This window comes from Mesobacillus sp. MER 48, from assembly GCF_023714225.1.
Lineage (GTDB): Bacteria > Bacillota > Bacilli > Bacillales > Cytobacillaceae > Mesobacillus > Mesobacillus oceanisediminis_A.
Genome location: NZ_JAMAUR010000016.1, coordinates 1 through 18,819, shown reverse-complemented (window position 1 = coordinate 18,819; position 18,819 = coordinate 1). Strand labels below are relative to the sequence as shown.

At 36.6% G+C, this 18,819-nt stretch carries 16 protein-coding genes and 3 pseudogenes; all 19 read left to right on the top strand.

The window, feature by feature from the left end:
* Nucleotides 1–241: hypothetical protein (locus M3593_RS23255; RefSeq protein WP_251545004.1), on the top strand; the 241-nt coding region annotated here is incomplete at its 5' end.
* A 681-nt stretch (nt 242–922) separates the two neighbouring features.
* Nucleotides 923–1,312: a BlaI/MecI/CopY family transcriptional regulator gene (locus M3593_RS23250; protein WP_144478948.1), complete on the top strand. Its 390-nt coding sequence runs from the start codon at nt 923–925 to the stop codon at nt 1,310–1,312.
* Nucleotides 1,312–3,108: a BlaR1 family beta-lactam sensor/signal transducer gene (locus tag M3593_RS23245; protein ID WP_251545003.1), complete on the top strand. Its 1,797-nt coding sequence runs from the start codon at nt 1,312–1,314 to the stop codon at nt 3,106–3,108. The genes M3593_RS23250 and M3593_RS23245 overlap by 1 nt, the downstream gene beginning before the upstream one ends.
* Nucleotides 3,109–3,525: 417 nt before the next feature.
* Nucleotides 3,526–3,846, top strand: a complete 321-nt coding sequence (locus M3593_RS23240; RefSeq protein WP_251545005.1) for a penicillin-binding transpeptidase domain-containing protein — start codon at nt 3,526–3,528, stop codon at nt 3,844–3,846.
* Between the two features lie 272 nt (nt 3,847–4,118).
* Nucleotides 4,119–5,048, top strand: a complete 930-nt coding sequence (gene bla / locus M3593_RS23235; RefSeq protein ID WP_251545002.1) for a class A beta-lactamase — start codon at nt 4,119–4,121, stop codon at nt 5,046–5,048.
* A 223-nt stretch (nt 5,049–5,271) separates the two neighbouring features.
* On the top strand, nt 5,272–7,308 hold the full coding sequence (gene pbp4, locus M3593_RS23230) for a penicillin-binding protein PBP4(5) (protein WP_251545001.1): 2,037 nt from the start codon (nt 5,272–5,274) through the stop codon (nt 7,306–7,308).
* Between the two features lie 215 nt (nt 7,309–7,523).
* Nucleotides 7,524–7,688 (top strand): penicillin-binding transpeptidase domain-containing protein, encoded by a 165-nt coding sequence (locus M3593_RS24330; RefSeq protein WP_353056120.1) that lies wholly within the window; start codon nt 7,524–7,526, stop codon nt 7,686–7,688.
* Between the two features lie 417 nt (nt 7,689–8,105).
* The gene (locus M3593_RS23225; RefSeq protein ID WP_251665141.1) at nt 8,106–10,133 is read left to right on the top strand and encodes a peptidoglycan D,D-transpeptidase FtsI family protein; all 2,028 of its coding nucleotides are present in this window, start codon (nt 8,106–8,108) and stop codon (nt 10,131–10,133) included.
* Between the two features lie 427 nt (nt 10,134–10,560).
* A pseudogene (locus M3593_RS24325) lies at nt 10,561–10,707 on the top strand (helix-turn-helix domain-containing protein); the annotation flags it as partial.
* Between the two features lie 98 nt (nt 10,708–10,805).
* Complete coding sequence (locus M3593_RS23220) at nt 10,806–11,165, top strand: hypothetical protein (RefSeq protein WP_251544999.1); 360 nt, start codon at nt 10,806–10,808, stop codon at nt 11,163–11,165.
* 1,271 nt (nt 11,166–12,436) lie between these two features.
* Nucleotides 12,437–12,616 carry a hypothetical protein gene (locus M3593_RS23210; protein ID WP_251544998.1) on the top strand — a complete coding sequence of 60 codons (180 nt, stop codon included), beginning with the start codon at nt 12,437–12,439 and terminating at the stop codon, nt 12,614–12,616.
* 141 nt (nt 12,617–12,757) lie between these two features.
* Nucleotides 12,758–13,072 (top strand): hypothetical protein, encoded by a 315-nt coding sequence (locus M3593_RS23205; RefSeq protein WP_251544997.1) that lies wholly within the window; start codon nt 12,758–12,760, stop codon nt 13,070–13,072.
* Between the two features lie 746 nt (nt 13,073–13,818).
* Nucleotides 13,819–14,070 (top strand): annotated as a pseudogene (locus M3593_RS23200) (IS110 family transposase); the annotation flags it as partial.
* 136 nt (nt 14,071–14,206) lie between these two features.
* Nucleotides 14,207–14,677, top strand: coding sequence for an IS200/IS605 family transposase (gene tnpA / locus M3593_RS23195; RefSeq protein ID WP_251544996.1), 471 nt, complete (start codon nt 14,207–14,209; stop codon nt 14,675–14,677).
* A 123-nt stretch (nt 14,678–14,800) separates the two neighbouring features.
* A pseudogene (locus tag M3593_RS23190) lies at nt 14,801–15,859 on the top strand (IS110 family RNA-guided transposase); the annotation flags it as partial.
* 582 nt (nt 15,860–16,441) lie between these two features.
* A complete protein-coding gene (locus tag M3593_RS23185) occupies nt 16,442–17,221 on the top strand; it encodes a hypothetical protein (RefSeq protein WP_251544994.1) in 780 nt (259 codons plus the stop codon).
* Between the two features lie 123 nt (nt 17,222–17,344).
* Nucleotides 17,345–17,551: a hypothetical protein gene (locus M3593_RS24320; RefSeq protein WP_353056117.1), complete on the top strand. Its 207-nt coding sequence runs from the start codon at nt 17,345–17,347 to the stop codon at nt 17,549–17,551.
* A complete protein-coding gene (locus tag M3593_RS23180; RefSeq protein ID WP_353056119.1) occupies nt 17,485–17,808 on the top strand; it encodes a GNAT family N-acetyltransferase in 324 nt (107 codons plus the stop codon). The genes M3593_RS24320 and M3593_RS23180 overlap by 67 nt, the downstream gene beginning before the upstream one ends.
* Before the next feature lie 92 nt (nt 17,809–17,900).
* Nucleotides 17,901–18,698 carry an aminoglycoside adenylyltransferase domain-containing protein gene (locus M3593_RS23175; protein WP_353056118.1) on the top strand — a complete coding sequence of 266 codons (798 nt, stop codon included), beginning with the start codon at nt 17,901–17,903 and terminating at the stop codon, nt 18,696–18,698.
* Nucleotides 18,699–18,819 lie beyond the last annotated feature (121 nt).

Here is an 18,819-nt window from a genome sequence, read left to right as displayed (position 1 = left end):
CAACAAGATAAAACAGCTAATGAAAAACCTTCCAAACGGTATTTGGAGGGTTATTTGGCGTGCCTTCAAAAGTATAACACGGAAGAACAAATATTTTAATAAGAAGTTCTTGACTCCTATTAGCTGGTTTAGCTCAATGTACCGCCTTTTATCAAGGCGTTTTTTTTATCGTCAAAAAACAACATTTTTATATAGATTAGTCGAATTTATGGGTTCTATTTCATTTTCAAATTTCGGTTAAGCTGCTAGTTTATCTATAAGGGATTTACGATAGAACCTTATTATACAGAAGGATTTGATGTTCCAGGGAGGACTTCAGCCCCTTCTTGAATTCCGTATTTGACAAACGGAAGTTAGTGAAAGAAAGATAAACAGGTATAATAGAGATAAATTAATTTTAAGATGGAGTTGGGGAGAAATCAGATGCCGCAAGATAGAATTATTTTAGTAGCAAGTGTGTCATCTTTAAGGACGATAGAGTCTTGATTATAAAAGTGAATAAACCTGCTGAAATTGATAAGTGGAACATTCCAAGTAATTATTGACCAGTTTTACTAAAGTAAAACGGTGGATCTTATTAAGCTAAAGAAATTACAAAAGCAGCCAAAAGCGAGAATTGAAGCTTTTAAACGATTAACTGAGGTATTTGACCCTAAAAGATATTTTTTAATGGAAATAAAAATTAAAAAGGGATTTAAATCTGAAAAAATGTTTAAGATGAGTGGGTATTTGAAGAAGTTTTGATTAAAAATTTGTAAAAGAAGTTTTTAAAACAACAAAATTAAAATGACATAGATCAAGAAATCTAATCCAAATTGGAAGGGTGGTACTTGTTACCATGGACTAAAGTTCGAAATATACTTTATGTTTTAGGCTCTTCTTGCTATACTAATACTACACCTGTAAAAGTTGGGGGTTTATCATGAAGGAAATTCCACAAATATCAGAAGCAGAATATGAAGTGATGAAGGTTATATGGAAATATGAGCCGATTTCTACTCCTAAGGTAGTGGAGAAATTTTCGAATAAGAGCGATTGGAAGCCAAATACCATTCACACGATGCTGGCACGCCTCGTTAAGAAAAAGGCTTTGCATGCAACAAAAGATGGCCGAGTGTTTATATATACATCATTGGTTGAAAAACACCAATATGTTGAGCAAAAAAGTAAATCCTTCCTGCAACAGTTTTTTGGCGGTACATTAAATTCAATGATACTAAATTTTATTGAAAATGATCAATTATCAAAAGAGGAAATATCCGAATTAAAGGAAATATTATCTATGAGGGATAAGAAAGAAGGGGAAAAATAATGGATACCATGCTACTGCGGCTTTTAGTAAGTGCAATCGTGGTATCACTCCTTATTTTCATCATTCTTTTAATCAAAAAGCTATTAAACAATCATATGACTGTGAAAGCACATTATCATATCTGGTTTTTTCTATGCATTCCAATCTTTACTGCATTTTTACCTTGGAAGTATTTTCGTTTTGGAGAAGAAATCCGATATTTAAAAAGCTTTCTTTTTTTTCATAGAGAAGCGCCATTGAGCAGTGAAAGGATTAATGGAGTGGGTGCCTCTCCGGCGCCAAACAGCGATATAATACATGATTTCACGGTATCTGTAAACAAGGAAGCGCCCGAATTTGTCTACCAGACAATTTTTACAGTCTGGGTGATTGGAGTGGTTCTTTCTATTGGGGCTGCTGTATATTCAAACTATCAAATCAATCAAATCAAAAAGTCGGCTGTGGCTGTTCATAACCAAAAGCTAAATAAACTATTAGAAGAATGTAAAGAGATAGTTGGGGTGAAAAGAAACATAAAGTTGCGGGAGACCGCTCTTATTTCCTCACCGATCACGTTCGGGATTTTTCAAGCCTTTATTTTTTTACCAAGCAAAACGACAGAAACTTTTTCGTTAAATGAATTAAAACACGTGTTTTTGCACGAACTGTACCATCAAAAAAGCAAAGATCTATTCGTGAATTATGTCATGTGGTTATTCCATATTATATATTGGTTTAACCCAGTAATCTGGTATGCTTTAAAAAGGATTCGAATGGATCGGGAATTGGCCTGTGATGCATCCGTTTTAAACCTCTTGGATGAGAGCGGATATATTGAATATGGGTATACCATCATTCGCTTTGCAGATAAAAAACATGATCGGCCCCTTGATCAGTTTGCTCCAGGGATAGGCGGAACAAAAAAAGAAATCAAACAAAGAATCCAGTGCATTGCAAGCTACTCTGGAGATTCTCTATTATTGAAATGGAAAAGTATGGCCATCTGTGCTGTTTTAGGAATGGTTGTGCTATTTCTTGCTCCCATCACCACCGTGATTGCCAGCAAGGATGATGTGTATCATTTTACCGGTAAGAATGTAGTCAATGAAGATCTAAGCTCTTATTTTAAGGGTTATAAGGGCAGCTTTGTTTTATACAATCCCTCTAAAAACCAATATCTAATATATAATAGGGAGTTAAGTGAACAAAGGATTTCTCCTAATAGTACCTATAAAATATATTCTGCCTTATTTGCAATGGAATCCAATGTGATCTCTCAAAATAACAATTCAAAGGTTTGGGATGGAAAAATTAATCCCTTCCCAGAATGGAATCAAAATCAAAACTTAGCGACTGCCTTAAGTCATTCCGTAAATTGGTATTTCCAGAAAACCGATCGAGAGGTAGGGAGAAAGCAGCTGCAAAATTATTTTCAAAAGATAAAATACGGGAATGAGGATCTTTCAGGGGATTTGGATAGTTACTGGATGGAATCTTCCCTGAAAATATCACCCATCGAACAAGCACAATTATTATATCAATTTGATGAAAATCAATGGGGTTTTAATGTAGAAAATATCAATGCAGTAAAAAAGGCTATTTTAATAGATGGGCAAAAGAATGGGAAGTTGTATGGCAAGACGGGAACCGGCAAGATTAATGGAAAAGATGTAAATGGCTGGTTTATTGGTTTTGTCGAAAAAGGTGATGAGCGTTATTATTTTGCCGTCAATATTCAAAATAAGAATGGGCAGGCTCAAGGAAGTAAGGCAGCGGAGATTGCCAGACAGATCCTGCATGATGAAAAGATCTATTAATCATTAACCCCAGAAAGGATTACATTCCTTTCTGGGGATTTATTGATACTAAATACCACAATTGTAGTATTTAAAGTTGTTTACAAACTTTCCAGTTAGAAAGGGCTAGTTTGTTTTGAAGCAGAAAAAGCAGAAAGAAAATATAGTTAGAAACCGAATTCGATAGAGAATGTATAGCCTCCTTTTCAATCACAAGTAGAAAAAATTATGCCGGAAGAGTTAATGAGTGCAATCCAAAATCCGTATACGCTTGACACTGCATTTGTTGTGGAGATGGAACTGAAAACTGCCGCATTCTTGCGATGTCAGGAAAAGTGTTTGACAGTAAGACCAGGGAGTTTAGCGATTTTACACCAGGAACCTTTACTTATACATTTGAACAGGGGTCCATTGTAAAAGGGGGCACCGTATTAAAAACTGGTTACCCATGGTTCCAAAGGAACTGCGAGAGGATATTTTAAAGGCGATCCCTACAATGCCGCAGGTGAAAGCGGGACCTCGGAACCCTATAAAAATGGGGTGAAGACTTGGAATCTTTCTTTTGCTGGTTATGCTTCATTCAATAATCCTGGGATAGCAATTGCCGTAATTGTACCGAATGCTTACCGAGATGGTTATGGTCAGCCGCACGGTGCAGCTAATATCATTAGCCAGCCATTTTTAGGGTATATTTTGATCCTAATGGAAAATCACGGCAAACTACAAAATGAGTTTGACAACTATTTATTACGAGTGTAGTATTAAGTTTGTAATTATTATACTACATATGTAGTATTTATATTACACAAGTAATCAATTTTGGAGAAAGGAGGATAATCAACTCCGTCATTTAGGAGCAGCATCAGGGTATGAAATTAGATTTTAAACATGGTCAATTTAATTGCAAACGGAAAGAATTTTCCATGCAAACATAGTTAAATTGAATTCGAACCGTAATACACGATTTTTAGAATCAGCTGGTGAACAGCCGATTGGTGTTAATAAAAATATAGAAAGAGGTTAGTATCTCGATGAAAAAACATAATATTTTCAGAATGCATCATTTAATAGTTGCCCTGCTTGTGCTAGTGGTTGCCACTGTACCCCTCGCAGGGTGGTCGATGACCACCGATAATCTTTCCGACAAGCATGTAAAGGCAGTGGAGAAAATACCCACACCACAACTACACCGTAAGTTTGCTGAACTCGAGAACAAATATGATGCCCGGCTTGGAGTCTACGCCATCGATACAGGTACAAATCGGAAAGTTTCTTATCGACCTCAAGAGCGGTTCGCATACGCATCTACTTACAAAGCTCTAGCAGCAGGTGCATTGCTGCATCAATACTCAATTGATCAACTTGACGAGTTAGTCACATACAATAGCGAAGACATCGTTTCGTACTCACCCGTTACACAACTTCACATTGATACCGGGATGACTCTTCGGGAAGTTGCTGAGGCTGCTGTGCGATATAGCGACAACACCGCTGGGAACCTTTTATTAGAGAAACTGGGAGGACCTAAAGTATTTGAAACAGCATTAAGGAAGATTGGCGATAATATTACCCAAGTTGATCGCTACGAGACGGAATTGAACTCAGCTGTTCCTGGAGATGCACGTGACACAAGCACAGCAAAAGCACTTGCTACCAGCCTACAGGCTTTTGCAGTAAGCGACTTGATTCCAACAGAAAAACGTACTATCCTGACAGATTGGATGCGGGGTAACGCCACCGGGGATGCATTAATTCGTGCTGGTGCACCAACTGGCTGGGAAGTTGCTGACAAGAGCGGGGCAGGAAGCTATGGAACGCGGAATGACATTGCGGTTGTTTGGCCGCCGAATAGAGCTCCCATCGTTATTGCAGTTCTATCCAGCCGCGAAACACAGAATGCGACCTATGACAATGCGCTGATCGCTGAAGCTGCCAAAGTCGCACTTAACTCTTTGAAGTGAACGGATATTTAAATTTACCTATCATAATTCTCAATTACATCATTGCCTAGGCTTAACAGTCATCCTGTGCAATGAATAGTAAGCTTAGCATGTAAAGACTTATATTTTTTCTATAGGCTAAAATCAACAATCTAGGTCTCCCGAATGGGAGGCCATTTATTTATACAGCATTAACAAGACTCTTTACTGGAGGACCAAATGTATAGTAAAGGAGAGCTATAGAATGAATAGTAGAGTCGAAAGAAAAAAGAGGAAAATCAATCCTTATTACCTCTTAATATTCCTCATTTTAGCTGGGATTGGGGGATTTAGTTTATTCCAAATCATGGACAAAAAAGGTCACAATGAAGTTCAGGAAGTAGCTAATACTTTTATTCAACTATTAGAAGACAAAGAATATGAAAAATTAGGGGATGTACTTGAAAAACAATCCTACACTTCTTTGGATTATACTTTGGAAGAAGTCATAGATAAATATGATCGTATATTTAACGGAATCAATATTAAGAATATACATGCTTCCAAAGTTGAATTAGAGAAAGTCAAAAACCACGGGTATGAGTTATCTTATAAATTAAGCTTTACAACTCCTTTAGGGACAGTAGAGAATTTGAACTATCATACAAAAATAGAAAAAACAGAGGACCATTATAGGGTGAAGTGGGGTCCTCACTTGATATTTCCTGGAATGGAAGGAAAAGATAAAGTGGCTTTTAACTCTCTAGAAGCAGAACGAGGAGAGATCAAAGATCATTTAGGGAACGGATTGGCGGTAAACGAAGAGTTTAAATGGGCAGGGGTAGTACCGAAAGAATTAAATCAAGGCGATGACAAAGACGATACGCTACAAAGGATTAGCCAACAGTTCGGTATGCCAATAGAGGAAATTCATCAAAAACTAAATCAAAGCTGGGTAAAAGAGGATCTATTTGTTCCCTTAAAAATAATTGAAGTAGATAAAGAAGAAGTCATACCTGGAGTGGTCTATCAAAATACAAAACTTCGTTATTACCCGCTTAAGGAAGCTGCCGCTCATTTAATTGGTTACATTGGAAAAGTGACAAAGGAAGATTTGGATAAACATCCAACTTTAGCAGAAGGAGAGATGATTGGAAGAGCTGGATTAGAAAAGGCCTTTGATCAACGACTGCGGGGGAAAGATGGAGGAGAAATCCTGATTGTTGATGAACAGGGGAATAAAAAGCAAGAAATTCTAAAGGTAGAAAAGTTGGACGGTAAAGATATTCAGTTGACAATTGATTCTTATATCCAATTGGAGGCCTTTACACATCTAAACGGAAAAGCTGGTTCTACTGTCGTTATGGACCCTAAAAAGGGAGGGCTTTATGCCGTTGTAAGTTCTCCTTCATATGATCCTAATAAAATGGTTCAAGGTATATCTCAGCAGGAATATGAACAGTATGCAAAGGATGATAACAAACCCTTTATTTCAAGATTTGCAGTTGGGTATGCGCCTGGCTCTACCTTTAAAACGATTACCGCTAGCATTGGTCTTGATGCCAAAGTGACCTACCCAGATAAGCTTCGAAACATAAAGGAATTAAGCTGGAAGAAGGATGGAACCTGGGGAGGTTATTCCGTCACCCGAGTATCCGATGTACAAAATGTGGATATGAGAAAAGCGTTAATTTATTCCGATAATATTTATTTTGCACAAGAGGCACTGGAAATGGGCGAAAAAGTGTATAGAAATGGGTTGAATAAGTTTATTTTTGGGGAGGATTTAGAGCTGCCAATCGCCATGAACGCAGCTCAAATCTCTAAGCAAAATACATTTGATTCGGAAATCCTGTTGGCAGATACTGCATACGGACAAGGAGAATTATTGATTACACCCATTCAGCAGGCCGTCATGTATTCGGTTTTTCAAAACGAGGGAAACTTGGTTTATCCGAGATTGCTAGATGATAAAAGTGAACCAAAAACCAAATCAGCGATCACCAGCTCAACGGCAAATGAAATGAAAAACAGTTTAACAACGGTGGTAAGTGACCCAAAAGGGACGGCCCACCTTCTATACAACCCAAAATATAAGCTGGCAGCCAAGACCGGAACTGCCGAGCTAAAAATGAAACAAGGTGAAAAGGGGAATGAAAATAGTTTTTTACTTGCTTTTGAAGCAGAACAGAATTCTTTTCTTCTTCTTTCACTCGTCGAACATTATACACCAGGTAGTTCAGCCACCCAGCTGAACCGATCATTTATAGAGCAACTATATTCATATTTACAAATGAGGTGATTGGTATATACCTCATCATGCGGGAACTCTTACAATAGGTAAAAGTACTCTTAAAGCTTTAAGTAATGCGACCTTCTTGCTATAGTAAATACTACAGATGTAAAAGTAGGGGCGAAATGAGAGAGATTCCACAAATATCAGAATCAGAATATGATTAGCGGCAAAAATGTGGTCTATGAACATCTAAGCTCTTTTTTTAAGGGCTACAAGGGAAGATTGGTTTATATAATTCCTCTAACAAACAATATCAAATTTATAATCGAGAGATGAGTGAACAGAGGATTTCTCCTAATAGCACCTTTAAAATATATTCTGCCTTATATGCATTGGGATCCAATGTAATTTCCACGTATAACAATGAACAGGTTTGGGATGGATAAATTAATCCCTATTCAGAGTGGAATCAAAATTTAGCGACTGTCTTGAGCCGTTCCGTTAATTGGTATTTCCAAAATAACGATCGGGAGGTAGAAAGCAGCTACAAGATTTTTTTCACAAAATAAAATACGGGAATGCGGATCCTTCAGGGAATTTGGATCGTTACTGGATAGAATCTTCCTTAAAAATATCACTAATTGAGCAAGTCCAATTATTATAACAATTAGAAGAAAAAAGGCAGCCGAGATTGCCAAGAAGATCCTGCATCATAAAAAGATTTATAATAATATACCCCAGAAAGGAATACCTTACCTTTTTGGGACTTTTTTTGACAATAATACTACAATTGTAGTATTTAATTCTTTCCAGAATGAAAGGGCTGATACATTTTGAAGAAGAAAAGGCAGAAAGAAAATATAGTGAAAAACCTAATCCGTTCGAGACTGAATGGTCTCTTTTTCATGGTCTTTGTTCTGTTTTCTATCCTGATTCTCCGCCTTGGCTTTGTCCAAATTATTAAAGGGGAAGCCTATTCGGCTCAAGCAAAGGAGACAGATGTGACAACAGTCAGCTATTCGGTTCCGCGTGGAAGAATATATGATACGAATAAAAAGTTAGTAGTCTACAATATTCCGGAAAAGGCAATTGTCTATACACCGCCGAAATATCCACAGCCGGGCGAATTGCTTGAACTGGCCAAAAAGTTAACTACCATTCTGGTCATGACTGATAGAGAGATCAATAAAGTAACCGATCGGGATTTGAAAGATATATGGCTGTTGGCACATAACAATGGGACGGATTTAATCACAAAGAAGGAGGAGAAGTTACACAAACAGGAAAAGCTGAATGACAAGGATTTATACCAATTAAAATTGAACCGCATTACAGAAAGCGAGCTCCAGGCAATGGACAAAAACCTTGCAGCCATCTACCGGAAACTTTCTTCCGCCGTCGCCTTAACTCCAACGATGATCAAAAATGAAAATGTAACAGAGGAAGAATATGCGAAGGTCAGTGAAAATCTAGAAAACTTGCCGGGTGTGGATGTCTCTACCGATTGGAAGAGGGGCCGTACCTACGGGGAAACGTTTTGGAATATGCTTGGGGAAGTAACGAGTGCAGATGAAGGCCTTCCGGCTGATAAGGTAGAATACTATACGTCTAAAGGGTACGAACTGAATGATCGCGTCGGGAAAAGCTATATCGAAGAACTTTATGATGGTGTGTTGCAAGGCCAAAAGGAAAAAGTGGAAACGGTGACAGATACAAATGGAAATGTGGTGAGTACAGAGACCGTATCAGAAGGGAAGAGCGGCAAGGATATTGTTCTGACCATTGATATTGAGTTCCAAGCTCAAGTGGAAAAAATTATCCAGGAAGAGTTAATCAGTGCAATACAGAAGCCGCATACGGATACGCTTGATACTGCATTTGTTGTGGCGATGGAACCGAAAACTGGCCGCATACTTGCAATGTCAGGAAATGTGTTTGACAGGCAGTCCAGGGAGTTTACTGATTTTACACCGGGAACCTTCACTTATGCATTTGAACAGGGGTCCGTTGTAAAAGGAGCCACCGTATTAACCGGCTACCAAACGGGTATCAGAGATTTCGGGGAAATCGAGCTGGATGAAGTCATGCGATTTAAAGGTTCTCCTAAAACCTTTTCCTCATACCTAGTCATGAACAGAATTAATGATTTAGAGGCATTAGAGCGTTCATCAAACGTTTATATGTGGAAAACCGCGATAGAAATTATGGGCGGCAAGTATATCCCAAATGGCACATTGAATATCAATCCGCAAAAAATTGAAACCATCCGCTATTATTTCAACCAATTTGGTTTGGGCATTCCGACCAAAATTGGTTTTGATAATGAAACGGCTGGAATTAAAGGAACCAATACAAGCACCTACTTTCAAATTGCAATCGGACAACTAGATACCTATACACCCATGCAAGTTGCCCAGTATATTACAACGATTGCCAATGGAGGATACCGGATGAAGCCTCAATTGGTGAAGGAGATTCGTGAACCCAATAAGAATGGCGATGAACCGGGCAACCTCATCGATGAAATCGAACCAATGGTGCTGAATCAGGTGGATATGAGTGAGGAGATGCTAAAGCGGGTTCAACAAGGTTTTTGGCTGGTTACCCATGGTCCCAAAGGAACCGCGAGAGGATATTTTAAAGGCGAACCCTACAATGCCGCAGGTAAAACCGGGACCTCTGAATCCTATAAAAATGGGGTGAAGACGTGGAATCTTTCTTTTGCTGGTTATGCTCCATTCAATAATCCTGAGATAGCAATTGCTGTAATTGTACCCAATGCTTACCGAGATGGTTATGCCCAGCCGCACAGTGCAGCTAATATCATCAGTCAGCGGGTTTTTCGGGCATATTTTGACCTTAAAGAAAAAGGACAACAAACTACAAAATGATAAATGGAGAATAGGGGGATCGAACCCCTGACCTCAACGCTGCCAGAGGAAATCCATTAGTTAAACTGAGTTAAATAAGTTAAGTTAAAATCAATTAAGTCTTGATTTGTAAGGGTTTGTGAACTGTATTAAACAATTTAAACCAATCTAGTTCAATTAAATAAAATAAGTCTGTGCACTGTTTCGTGCACTGTTTTAAGAGCATGTGGTCAAAAAATGGTCAGTTAAGTTAAAACTTAACTGACTTTTTAAATGGAGGAAACGAAATCTATACTTTTCTTGTAACTGTAAAATGGTCCAGGTAGGGTTATCGTTTGAGTTGCGTTTGAAATTTTTTATTGGAGGGATATAATCTCATATTTACTACACGGAGGATTCCAGATGAATAAAGAAAGCTTAGGTACTCAGTTAAGATCAGAAACGGCTTAAAAGAAATATGTCTCAAGAGCAGGTTTGCGAAGAACTCAATATGACAACCAGGACTCTAGGCAAAATAGAAAATGACAAAGGCAATCACCGAGGATCCACTTTAAAAAAGTTAGCAGACTTCTATGGAATAGACCTGGAAAACTAAGATAACTCTCCCGTATTGTTGGATATAATTTTGCCTTGTTTAAGTAAATCGTTTTTATTCCGATATACACTGTAGCCACAAACAAGGAGTTGGATAGATTGAGTTTAGAATCACTTACAGCAAAGATTAACAAAAACGTAGAAGAAATGGAACTTACTACGGCAAGGGTTTATATTGAAGAAAACATTGGAATCTTAAATGAGCATAGAAATATGTTAAATAAAAATGCAAGGGAGTTATTGGATTTCCTCTTGCAAATGCAGGCTCATGATGGAGAGCCGTTGACAAGAAAAGATTTAGCTATCATTAATGCAATTAATACATACGCAAATAAGTTCGACATTAGAGGAATAAAAATGATTGTAAAGGACCATCCCAACTTACTGATTAGAAATGATACACCAGCATATCTGAATGCTGATGCAAAAATTATCCTAGAAGGCATGAAAGCAATCTAAGAAAGTCTATATATCTTAAAAGCCCTTCGTTTGAGAAGGGGCATTTCATATTTTTCAAAACGAGCTAATGTGTTAAAGTCTTTTTTAATTGAAATTCAAAATTACTTTTATATTCTCAGAACTTAAAGGGTTTTTCTGCTATTGCTGGAACCTGACTTCTCTCCTTAGAAATATTTCTGGAAAATTCAAGATATGGAGTTAAAAAGTCTAATCTAAATTATGTACTTGAGGGTTAGCTTGATGATGAATTACTTCTGATCAAGTCCCTGCTGTTGTCCATAAATAAAGTACTAGTATATTAATATAGGATTTATTAATGAAGGATTAGGTTTTGAGTTCTTTTTTATTGAGTACATTTCTGTTTAATTTGTAAATCTTCAGTAAGGATACGCCATTAATAAAAGGTAACGTATGATACCCAGTCTTTCTGGAACTGATATTTCTACCGTTGAATTATTGGTCATATTAAGAAATATTTTTTTCGAATTAATAAGACCCATATCATGATTGGGAAAGCTGTTTGGAACCTAAGGCGACGCCTTAGAACTAATTGGCTGTACAAGGACTGATTCCTCGTATCTTAATTAAGTTTCTTTCAGCATCTTAAAAAGTTCATTATCATTTATTTTCCCCTCAATACTTCTTCAACTTGCTATTAATCGAGCAATTCCAATAATATATTCACTTTTTTTACCGTCATTTTAATATCTGCTAGGTCGGTAGGTGTAAACTGTTAACTGTGCAATTCGCTCGTTTGCTGGGGATACTCTATACTTTTTACCATTCCATTCGATAGAATTGCCAAATCCTTCTATGAATTGCTTCTTTAAGTAGTACACGAAGGCTAATTACTCCCCAACATAGGGATTCAAACAAATGGGGAATGCCCATAACACGCAATTCATAGAATTTTCGGGCATAGTTTTATGAAATGGGTATACCTTTACCATTTCATAAAATGATGCTAAATCGTTATCGAGATCAAATCATTCATGAATATATTTTCAAATATTTTTCCGTTCTCTTTTCAATAGGTATATAATCATTTGGGAAAGGAACAAGCATTTGTTTATTGTTGCTTACACTGGCTATAACTACGGACCGAATTTCCACAATGGCGATGACTAATGTAATTGTATCGTTCTCTATTTAATACATGTATTCATTTTTTCCTTGTCAGATAACAAGACGAAATTTACTTTAGGCATTTTGAAAACTATAGTATATAATTGCAGTACAATTAATAAATTAAATTATTGAGGTGATGATAATTGGTCGGAGGATTTGCCCTTGTAGCTATTTTAGGCCTATGTATACTTCTAATGTATTGGGGATATAAACGGGTAGTTGAAGGATTAACAGAGTTGCTAAATCGAAAAGAAACAAAATTAGAAAATGAAATCCAATCCCTTAATTCTAGATTAAAAAAAATAGAAGAAAATGAGAGATAAGAAAACCCATTTTATTAATGGGTTTTTTATTTGGTGTTTTTTAGAAAAAAATGTAATGTTTTCATATTTATGTATTTACAATAAATGTAATTAGTAGTATTTTATAAATATAGTATATTTTGGAATCAGGAGGATGTTGAATTGAATAGTTTACTAAATAAGGTAGTTGCTTCTTTCATTGCCCTAACTATGATATTTAATGTTGTGGGCTATACTGGCAGTGCGATTGTCGGTCTGGAAAGCGTAGAAGCTGCTGGATATCCACCCAGAAAAAAAACAAAGGATCCATTTTTTTTAACATTTAGTGGTCTTGCAGCAATGTGGATAGCATCTGAAGTTGCTGGTATGGTAGTTCAAGAGGCAGCAAAAAATGGAATACAAACGGCTTGCAACAAATATAAAAAATATTCTGGTGTTACAAGAACTTGTACATTTATAGGGTTTAAGCCTAAATAAGAAGTGAGTGAATAATATCTTGATCTCTGAAAATAAAAATTTGATAATATCATTTTTAATATTATCACTAATCGTACTAATTGGTATTTTTCTGAAAAAATTAGATCTTCCTTTTGTAGGAATTGTTGGTTTTCTTGAAAAATATATATGAATTAGCTCATCAATGAAGGGTATTATCTCTATTAAAAGAGATAAAATACCCTTCATTTGCTTCTTTTACCTCTTTCTATAATTTCTTACTTATATATTCTACATCACTTTTAAGTAAGGTGGTTTGGATTCCCACTGAAGCAATTATTAAGAAACTTCTCTCGTACATATATATCCTATCGTCTCCCCCACAAAATAAGTAGTGGTTAAATATGATTTACCTAAGTTGTCCGAAGGTAAGCCAATCAAGTCTTACTAAGGCCATTAAGGTTAATAAATTTTATAATAAAGAGAAGATCCTTATGTGTTACAACTAAATAAAGGATATCTCCATTTCTTCCGTGTTCAAAATTAAAACCTGCCCATTCTGGCTATATCTTAGTGAAGATTCTATTCTGTAGTTCAACTTACGAGAGCTTTGATCCTCGAAGGATTAAAGCTCTTTTTTGTTGAACTTCTTATTGAAGTAAAGATGCAGCATCCTGTAATGAAAGAAAATGGAGTTTGAACAAAAAAATAACCTCTTGGTAGAATGAGAGAGTCCTGACGCTGGCCAGCAAAAAGGACAAATATCTCAAACACCAGGAGGCTTTAAAATGAATTATAACCAGAATAAGAAGATTGCTCAAATAACTTCTCAGACTCTTATTATAGGAGTCGATATTGCAAAATTCAAGCATGTGGCACGTGCCCAGGACTTTAGGGGAATAGAGTTTGGATCCCCGTGTCAATTTGAAAATACTAAAGAGGGAATTGAGCATTTTCTTAAATGGATTTCGGTAATCAAAAAAGAACAGAGAATGGAAAAAGTAATGGTTGGCATGGAGCCGACAGGCCATTATTGTTACTGTGTTAGAAAACCCCTGGCTATGCCGGGGGTTCCAGAGAGCTTATAGCGTGGTAGTAATAAAAAAACCTCACTTCATGGTAGGATAAAGTTGGTTTCCCGACCACTTTATCTCACCGTAGAAGGAGGTATGCCCTATGAAGGACATGAACAGTTTAGCACATACAACATGGAATTGTAAGTATCACATAGTATTTGCCCCAAAATACAGAAGACAAATCATTTATGGAAAATATAAAAAGAGTATAGGCCAAATTATCAGAGATTTATGTGAACGAAAAGGTGTTGTGATCCATGAAGCTAATGCCTGTCCGGACCACATTCATATGTTAGTCAGTATCCCGCCGAAATTGAGTGTGTCTCAATTCATGGGTTACTTGAAAGGAAAGAGCAGCCTCATGATTTTCGATCGACATGCCAATTTAAAATACCGGTATGGAAACCGGAAATTTTGGTGCCGAGGCTTCTATGTTGATACAGTAGGCAGAAACAAAAAGCAAATACAAGAATACATTCGAAATCAGCTCGTGGAAGACTATCAAGCTGACCAGTTAACATTGTTCGAAGAGTTTGATTCTTTCACAGGACAAAAAAATAAGAATAAATAAAGAAATTCTTTAGAATTGGTGAGTGAATGTGGTGCAGAAGGGAAACCCTTTCAGCGGGCCTTTAAGGCCAAGGCCGGTAAGAGAGGCTTTCAGCCGCAGAGCAAACCACCAGTTCACACTGGTGGTTTTGATTGGTTTAACTTGGCCCATATTTTAAAAGAAAACAGAATTAAATTTGTCGCTGTAAACCCCTTGCACGTCAAGAAAAGCAAGGAGTTGGATGATAACTCACCTACGAAGAATGATGTGAAAGATGCCAAGGTCATAGCCCAACTGGTCAAAGACGGAAGATACGCAGAACCTACGATACCGCAAAGTGTTTATGCAGAACTCCGTGTGGCAAAGAAAATACGCGATCTTTTAACTGAAGACCTTCAAACGGTACAAGGGCAGGTACACAACTGGATTGACCGGTATTTTCCGGAATTCCTCAAGGTATTTAAGAAATGGGAGGGTAAGGCTGCTTTACAATTCTTAAAGCTCTATGCCTTACCCCATGAAATAGCTGAATTCACTGAACAAGAGCTACTGGTCCATTTGAGAAAATCCGTATCCCGGAGTGTTGGATTAAACAAAATCCGCGAGTTAAAACAGGCAGCCACTAAGTCCATCGGACTCAGACAGGGTGCCAATATGGCCAGACTTGAGCTTAAAACTATTCTAGCTAAGTATGAATTAATTCAGTTGCAATTCGAAGAATTAGATTCGAAAATTAATGGTCTGCTTGATGAAATACCAGGTGTACCACAAATGTTAGCGATAAAAGGTGTGGGCAGGGATACAATCGCCGGTTTCTTCGCGGAAGTAGGGGATTTAGGTGAATACAATCATCCCCGGCAAATTATCAAGCTGGCAGGCTTAAACTTAAAAGAAAATACATCGGGTAAGCACAAAGGAAAAACGACCATCACAAAAAGAGGTCGGAAGAAACTGAGGGCCTTGTTATTTAGGGTTTGTATGATTCTCGTTGCCAAGAATTCCGCATTCAAGGCATTACATGCGTACTATACTCAACGTCTGGATAATCCATTAAAGAAGATGCAGTCTCTTATTGCTTTGTGTAATAAACTAATCCGGATTCTCTTTAATATTGGTAAAAAGCAATTTGAATTTAATGAAGATAAGATGTTAAAGGACATTCCTCATTTGGCATTAGCCGCGAAAACGGAAATAGCAGCTTGACTCGGGTTTACCTTAGAAAAGTAATAGTTCTTGTTTTATAGATTTTGGATACATTTGAAGCACGGATTAGTCGGCAAAGAAACTAAATTACGGGCTTAGACCCTGTGGTGCAGCATGGCTGACATCCACCTCATGGAAAGGTTGGACGAAGGAATTTGAGAGCTAAGACTCTGTGAGGCATGGGAGGGTTGACCTCCATGAGTAAATGTGGACATCCACCAGTGCGGTTATATTTTTACTCATCCACCATTTTCTGTAAGGGATTGGTTAGTGGGTTATAGCTCTTTTTTCTTACTCAGTCCAAAAATATCCTTTCAAGTGAAGATCCTCCATCTATATAGGAACTTACTGTTTGGTAAACCACTATGAAATTCTAAGAAAACATGAGTGAATCGGCGTTTTCGCTTCATTTATTGAGGGAGGTTAGTTGAAGAATGGTGTTTAATTTTATTATCGGACCATTAATTGTAACTCTACAATGTTACAATTAAATTATAATACGATTTATTCTTCTAGCAATATTGGTGTATCATCGAGAAAGTCTCTGTTATACAATAATTATCTTAAGAGGATGAAAAATTAATGAATGAATGGAGTAAAATTATAGTATTTATTTTAAGTGGTTCAGGATTGGTAACAGCAATAATAACGCTATTTAAACAAAGAACAATTATGAAATGGAGCAATAGGTATCAAAGGCAAATTGAATCGCTTAAAGGGGATATTCATAAAAACAATGAGATAATGAATTCCTCGCTAAACATTTTCTCTCAAGGATACAATCAAGCTCAAGAAAAGAGATCAGCCGCAATTGAGGAAATGTGGGATAAAGTTCTTAAAATTAGAGAATCTTCATCTAAGATAGTGACATTCTATACTCTTTTTTTACCCGAAGAATACAACAACGAGGAAAATATGTATCTTACCTCGTTGAAAATGCATTTACCCTCAGAGGAAGAATTAGTCAATTTTATTGCAAGTATGGATGAATTAGAAAAGAAAAGACCATATTTAGGAGAAAAATTATGGATCTTATTTACAATATATAGAGCATTTTCTGGGCGTCTAGTAATAATTTTTAAAAGAAGTGTTAATGAAAGAAATATCAAGCAGTGGCATCAAGATAGAGGATTAATGCAACTTTTAGAAGCTGCATTGACCAAAAAAGAATACGAAGAATATACAAGAAATAAGCTAGGACAACATCATTCTTTGACTGAGGCAATAAATATTATTGAACAAAAAATACTTAAAGAATTTAATAACACATTATCGGGTACTTATGCATCGGAAGAAAGCTTCCAGCAGGCAAGGAAAATACAGAATTTATTGAGCGAACTAGAACAAGGAACAAAAATTTAAGTGTTTCACCAACGGGTGCGTTAATCCAGAAGGATTAGCCGCCTTTTTTGTTGAATCCTTTATTAAACAAACGAAGCAGGAATGTTGAATAAGGGAATTGGATATTTGCAAGGGGTGTTAACAATGAATTTTGAAGAAATTGATATAAAGAAACATCGAGATACAGTAGTTGCATTTAGGAAAGATTCATTCTATGTAAGTTTTGGAGATACTACAGGGTTCGGTGATGAAAAAGAATATCTCCATTGGTTAGATGAAAAAGTATCAACTTTTCCAAAAGGCTTTATTTTAGTGGAGGAGGACGTAAATATATCGGGCAACTTGAATTAACCGTTCGTGAGTATGAAGGTAACAATATTGGGTATGTAAATCTTTATTATTTAATACCCGAAATGCGTGGGAAGGGCAGAGGAAAAGAATTGCACAGTTATGCTTTGCAATTTTTCGGAGACAGCAAAGTAAGTGAGTATCATCTGAGAGTTTCCCCATCAAATGCTGCTGCGATTAAATTTTATCTTAAAATGGGAATGGAAGAAGCTGGTCCAGAGGTTGATGGGAAAGTTATAAGGATGAAGGGTTATTTATAAGCGATGATACAGGGGGGCTTATCTCCCTTTTGTTGAATTCCTTATTCGACTAACGGGGCAGTTTAGTTTAATAACTTGAGGAGGGATTTACTATAACTTATTATTGGGGAAATTGTTCGTCGGAAATAAAAGAGTTTGTTCTCAATCTGCTATTTAAGACAAAAGAAGTTGTCCAAGACAATTTTACTGGATTTTACATACACGGCTCACTTGCGATGGGGGGGTTCAATCCTAATAGTAGCGATATTGATATTTTGATTGTCACGGATAACCCATTAAAGATTGAAACCAAAAGACAATTAGCACACCTTTTCCTTGCCCATTCAAACAACTCTTTTCCTGTTGAAGTAAGCTGTTTAAATCGAGAACAATTAAAGTCATTTGAGCACCCTTGTCCTTTTGACTTCCATTACAGTGAATTTTGGAGAAAACGATATGAAGAGGATTTAGCATTACAGACATATGAGTTTTTAAATGGAGATATTAAGAAAGATCCAGATTTGGCTGCACATATAACTATTATCAACCATCGGGGAATTTGCATTGAAGGAAAATCCATTTTGGAGGTATTTCCTTTGATTCCTCAATCCTTTTACACCTCTTCTATAATTGGAGATTTTAACGATTGCTTAGAAAATATATTTGAAGAGCCTGTATATTGCACACTGAATTTAATTAGGGTGTATTTGTACTTAAGTGAAGGAATTATTTCATCTAAGCAAGAGGCAGGAAACTGGGGATTGTCATCACTGCCAAAAGAGATGTTCCTTACACTGCAGAAGGTGATGTATAACTACTCCCATAAGCAAGACACTTATCAATTTGAGGAAAATGAATTGTTGTTTATCAGAAATTATTTTGCTAATAATGTACGAAGGTTATTAAACTAAACCAGCTAATAGTTTGTCAATATTTTTCATTAAAATTTCGAAATCCATCGTGATATACTAAAAAAGGGTATACCAAATAACCTTCATATTCTTAGAATTGGAAGGTTTTTCGTAATTTAGT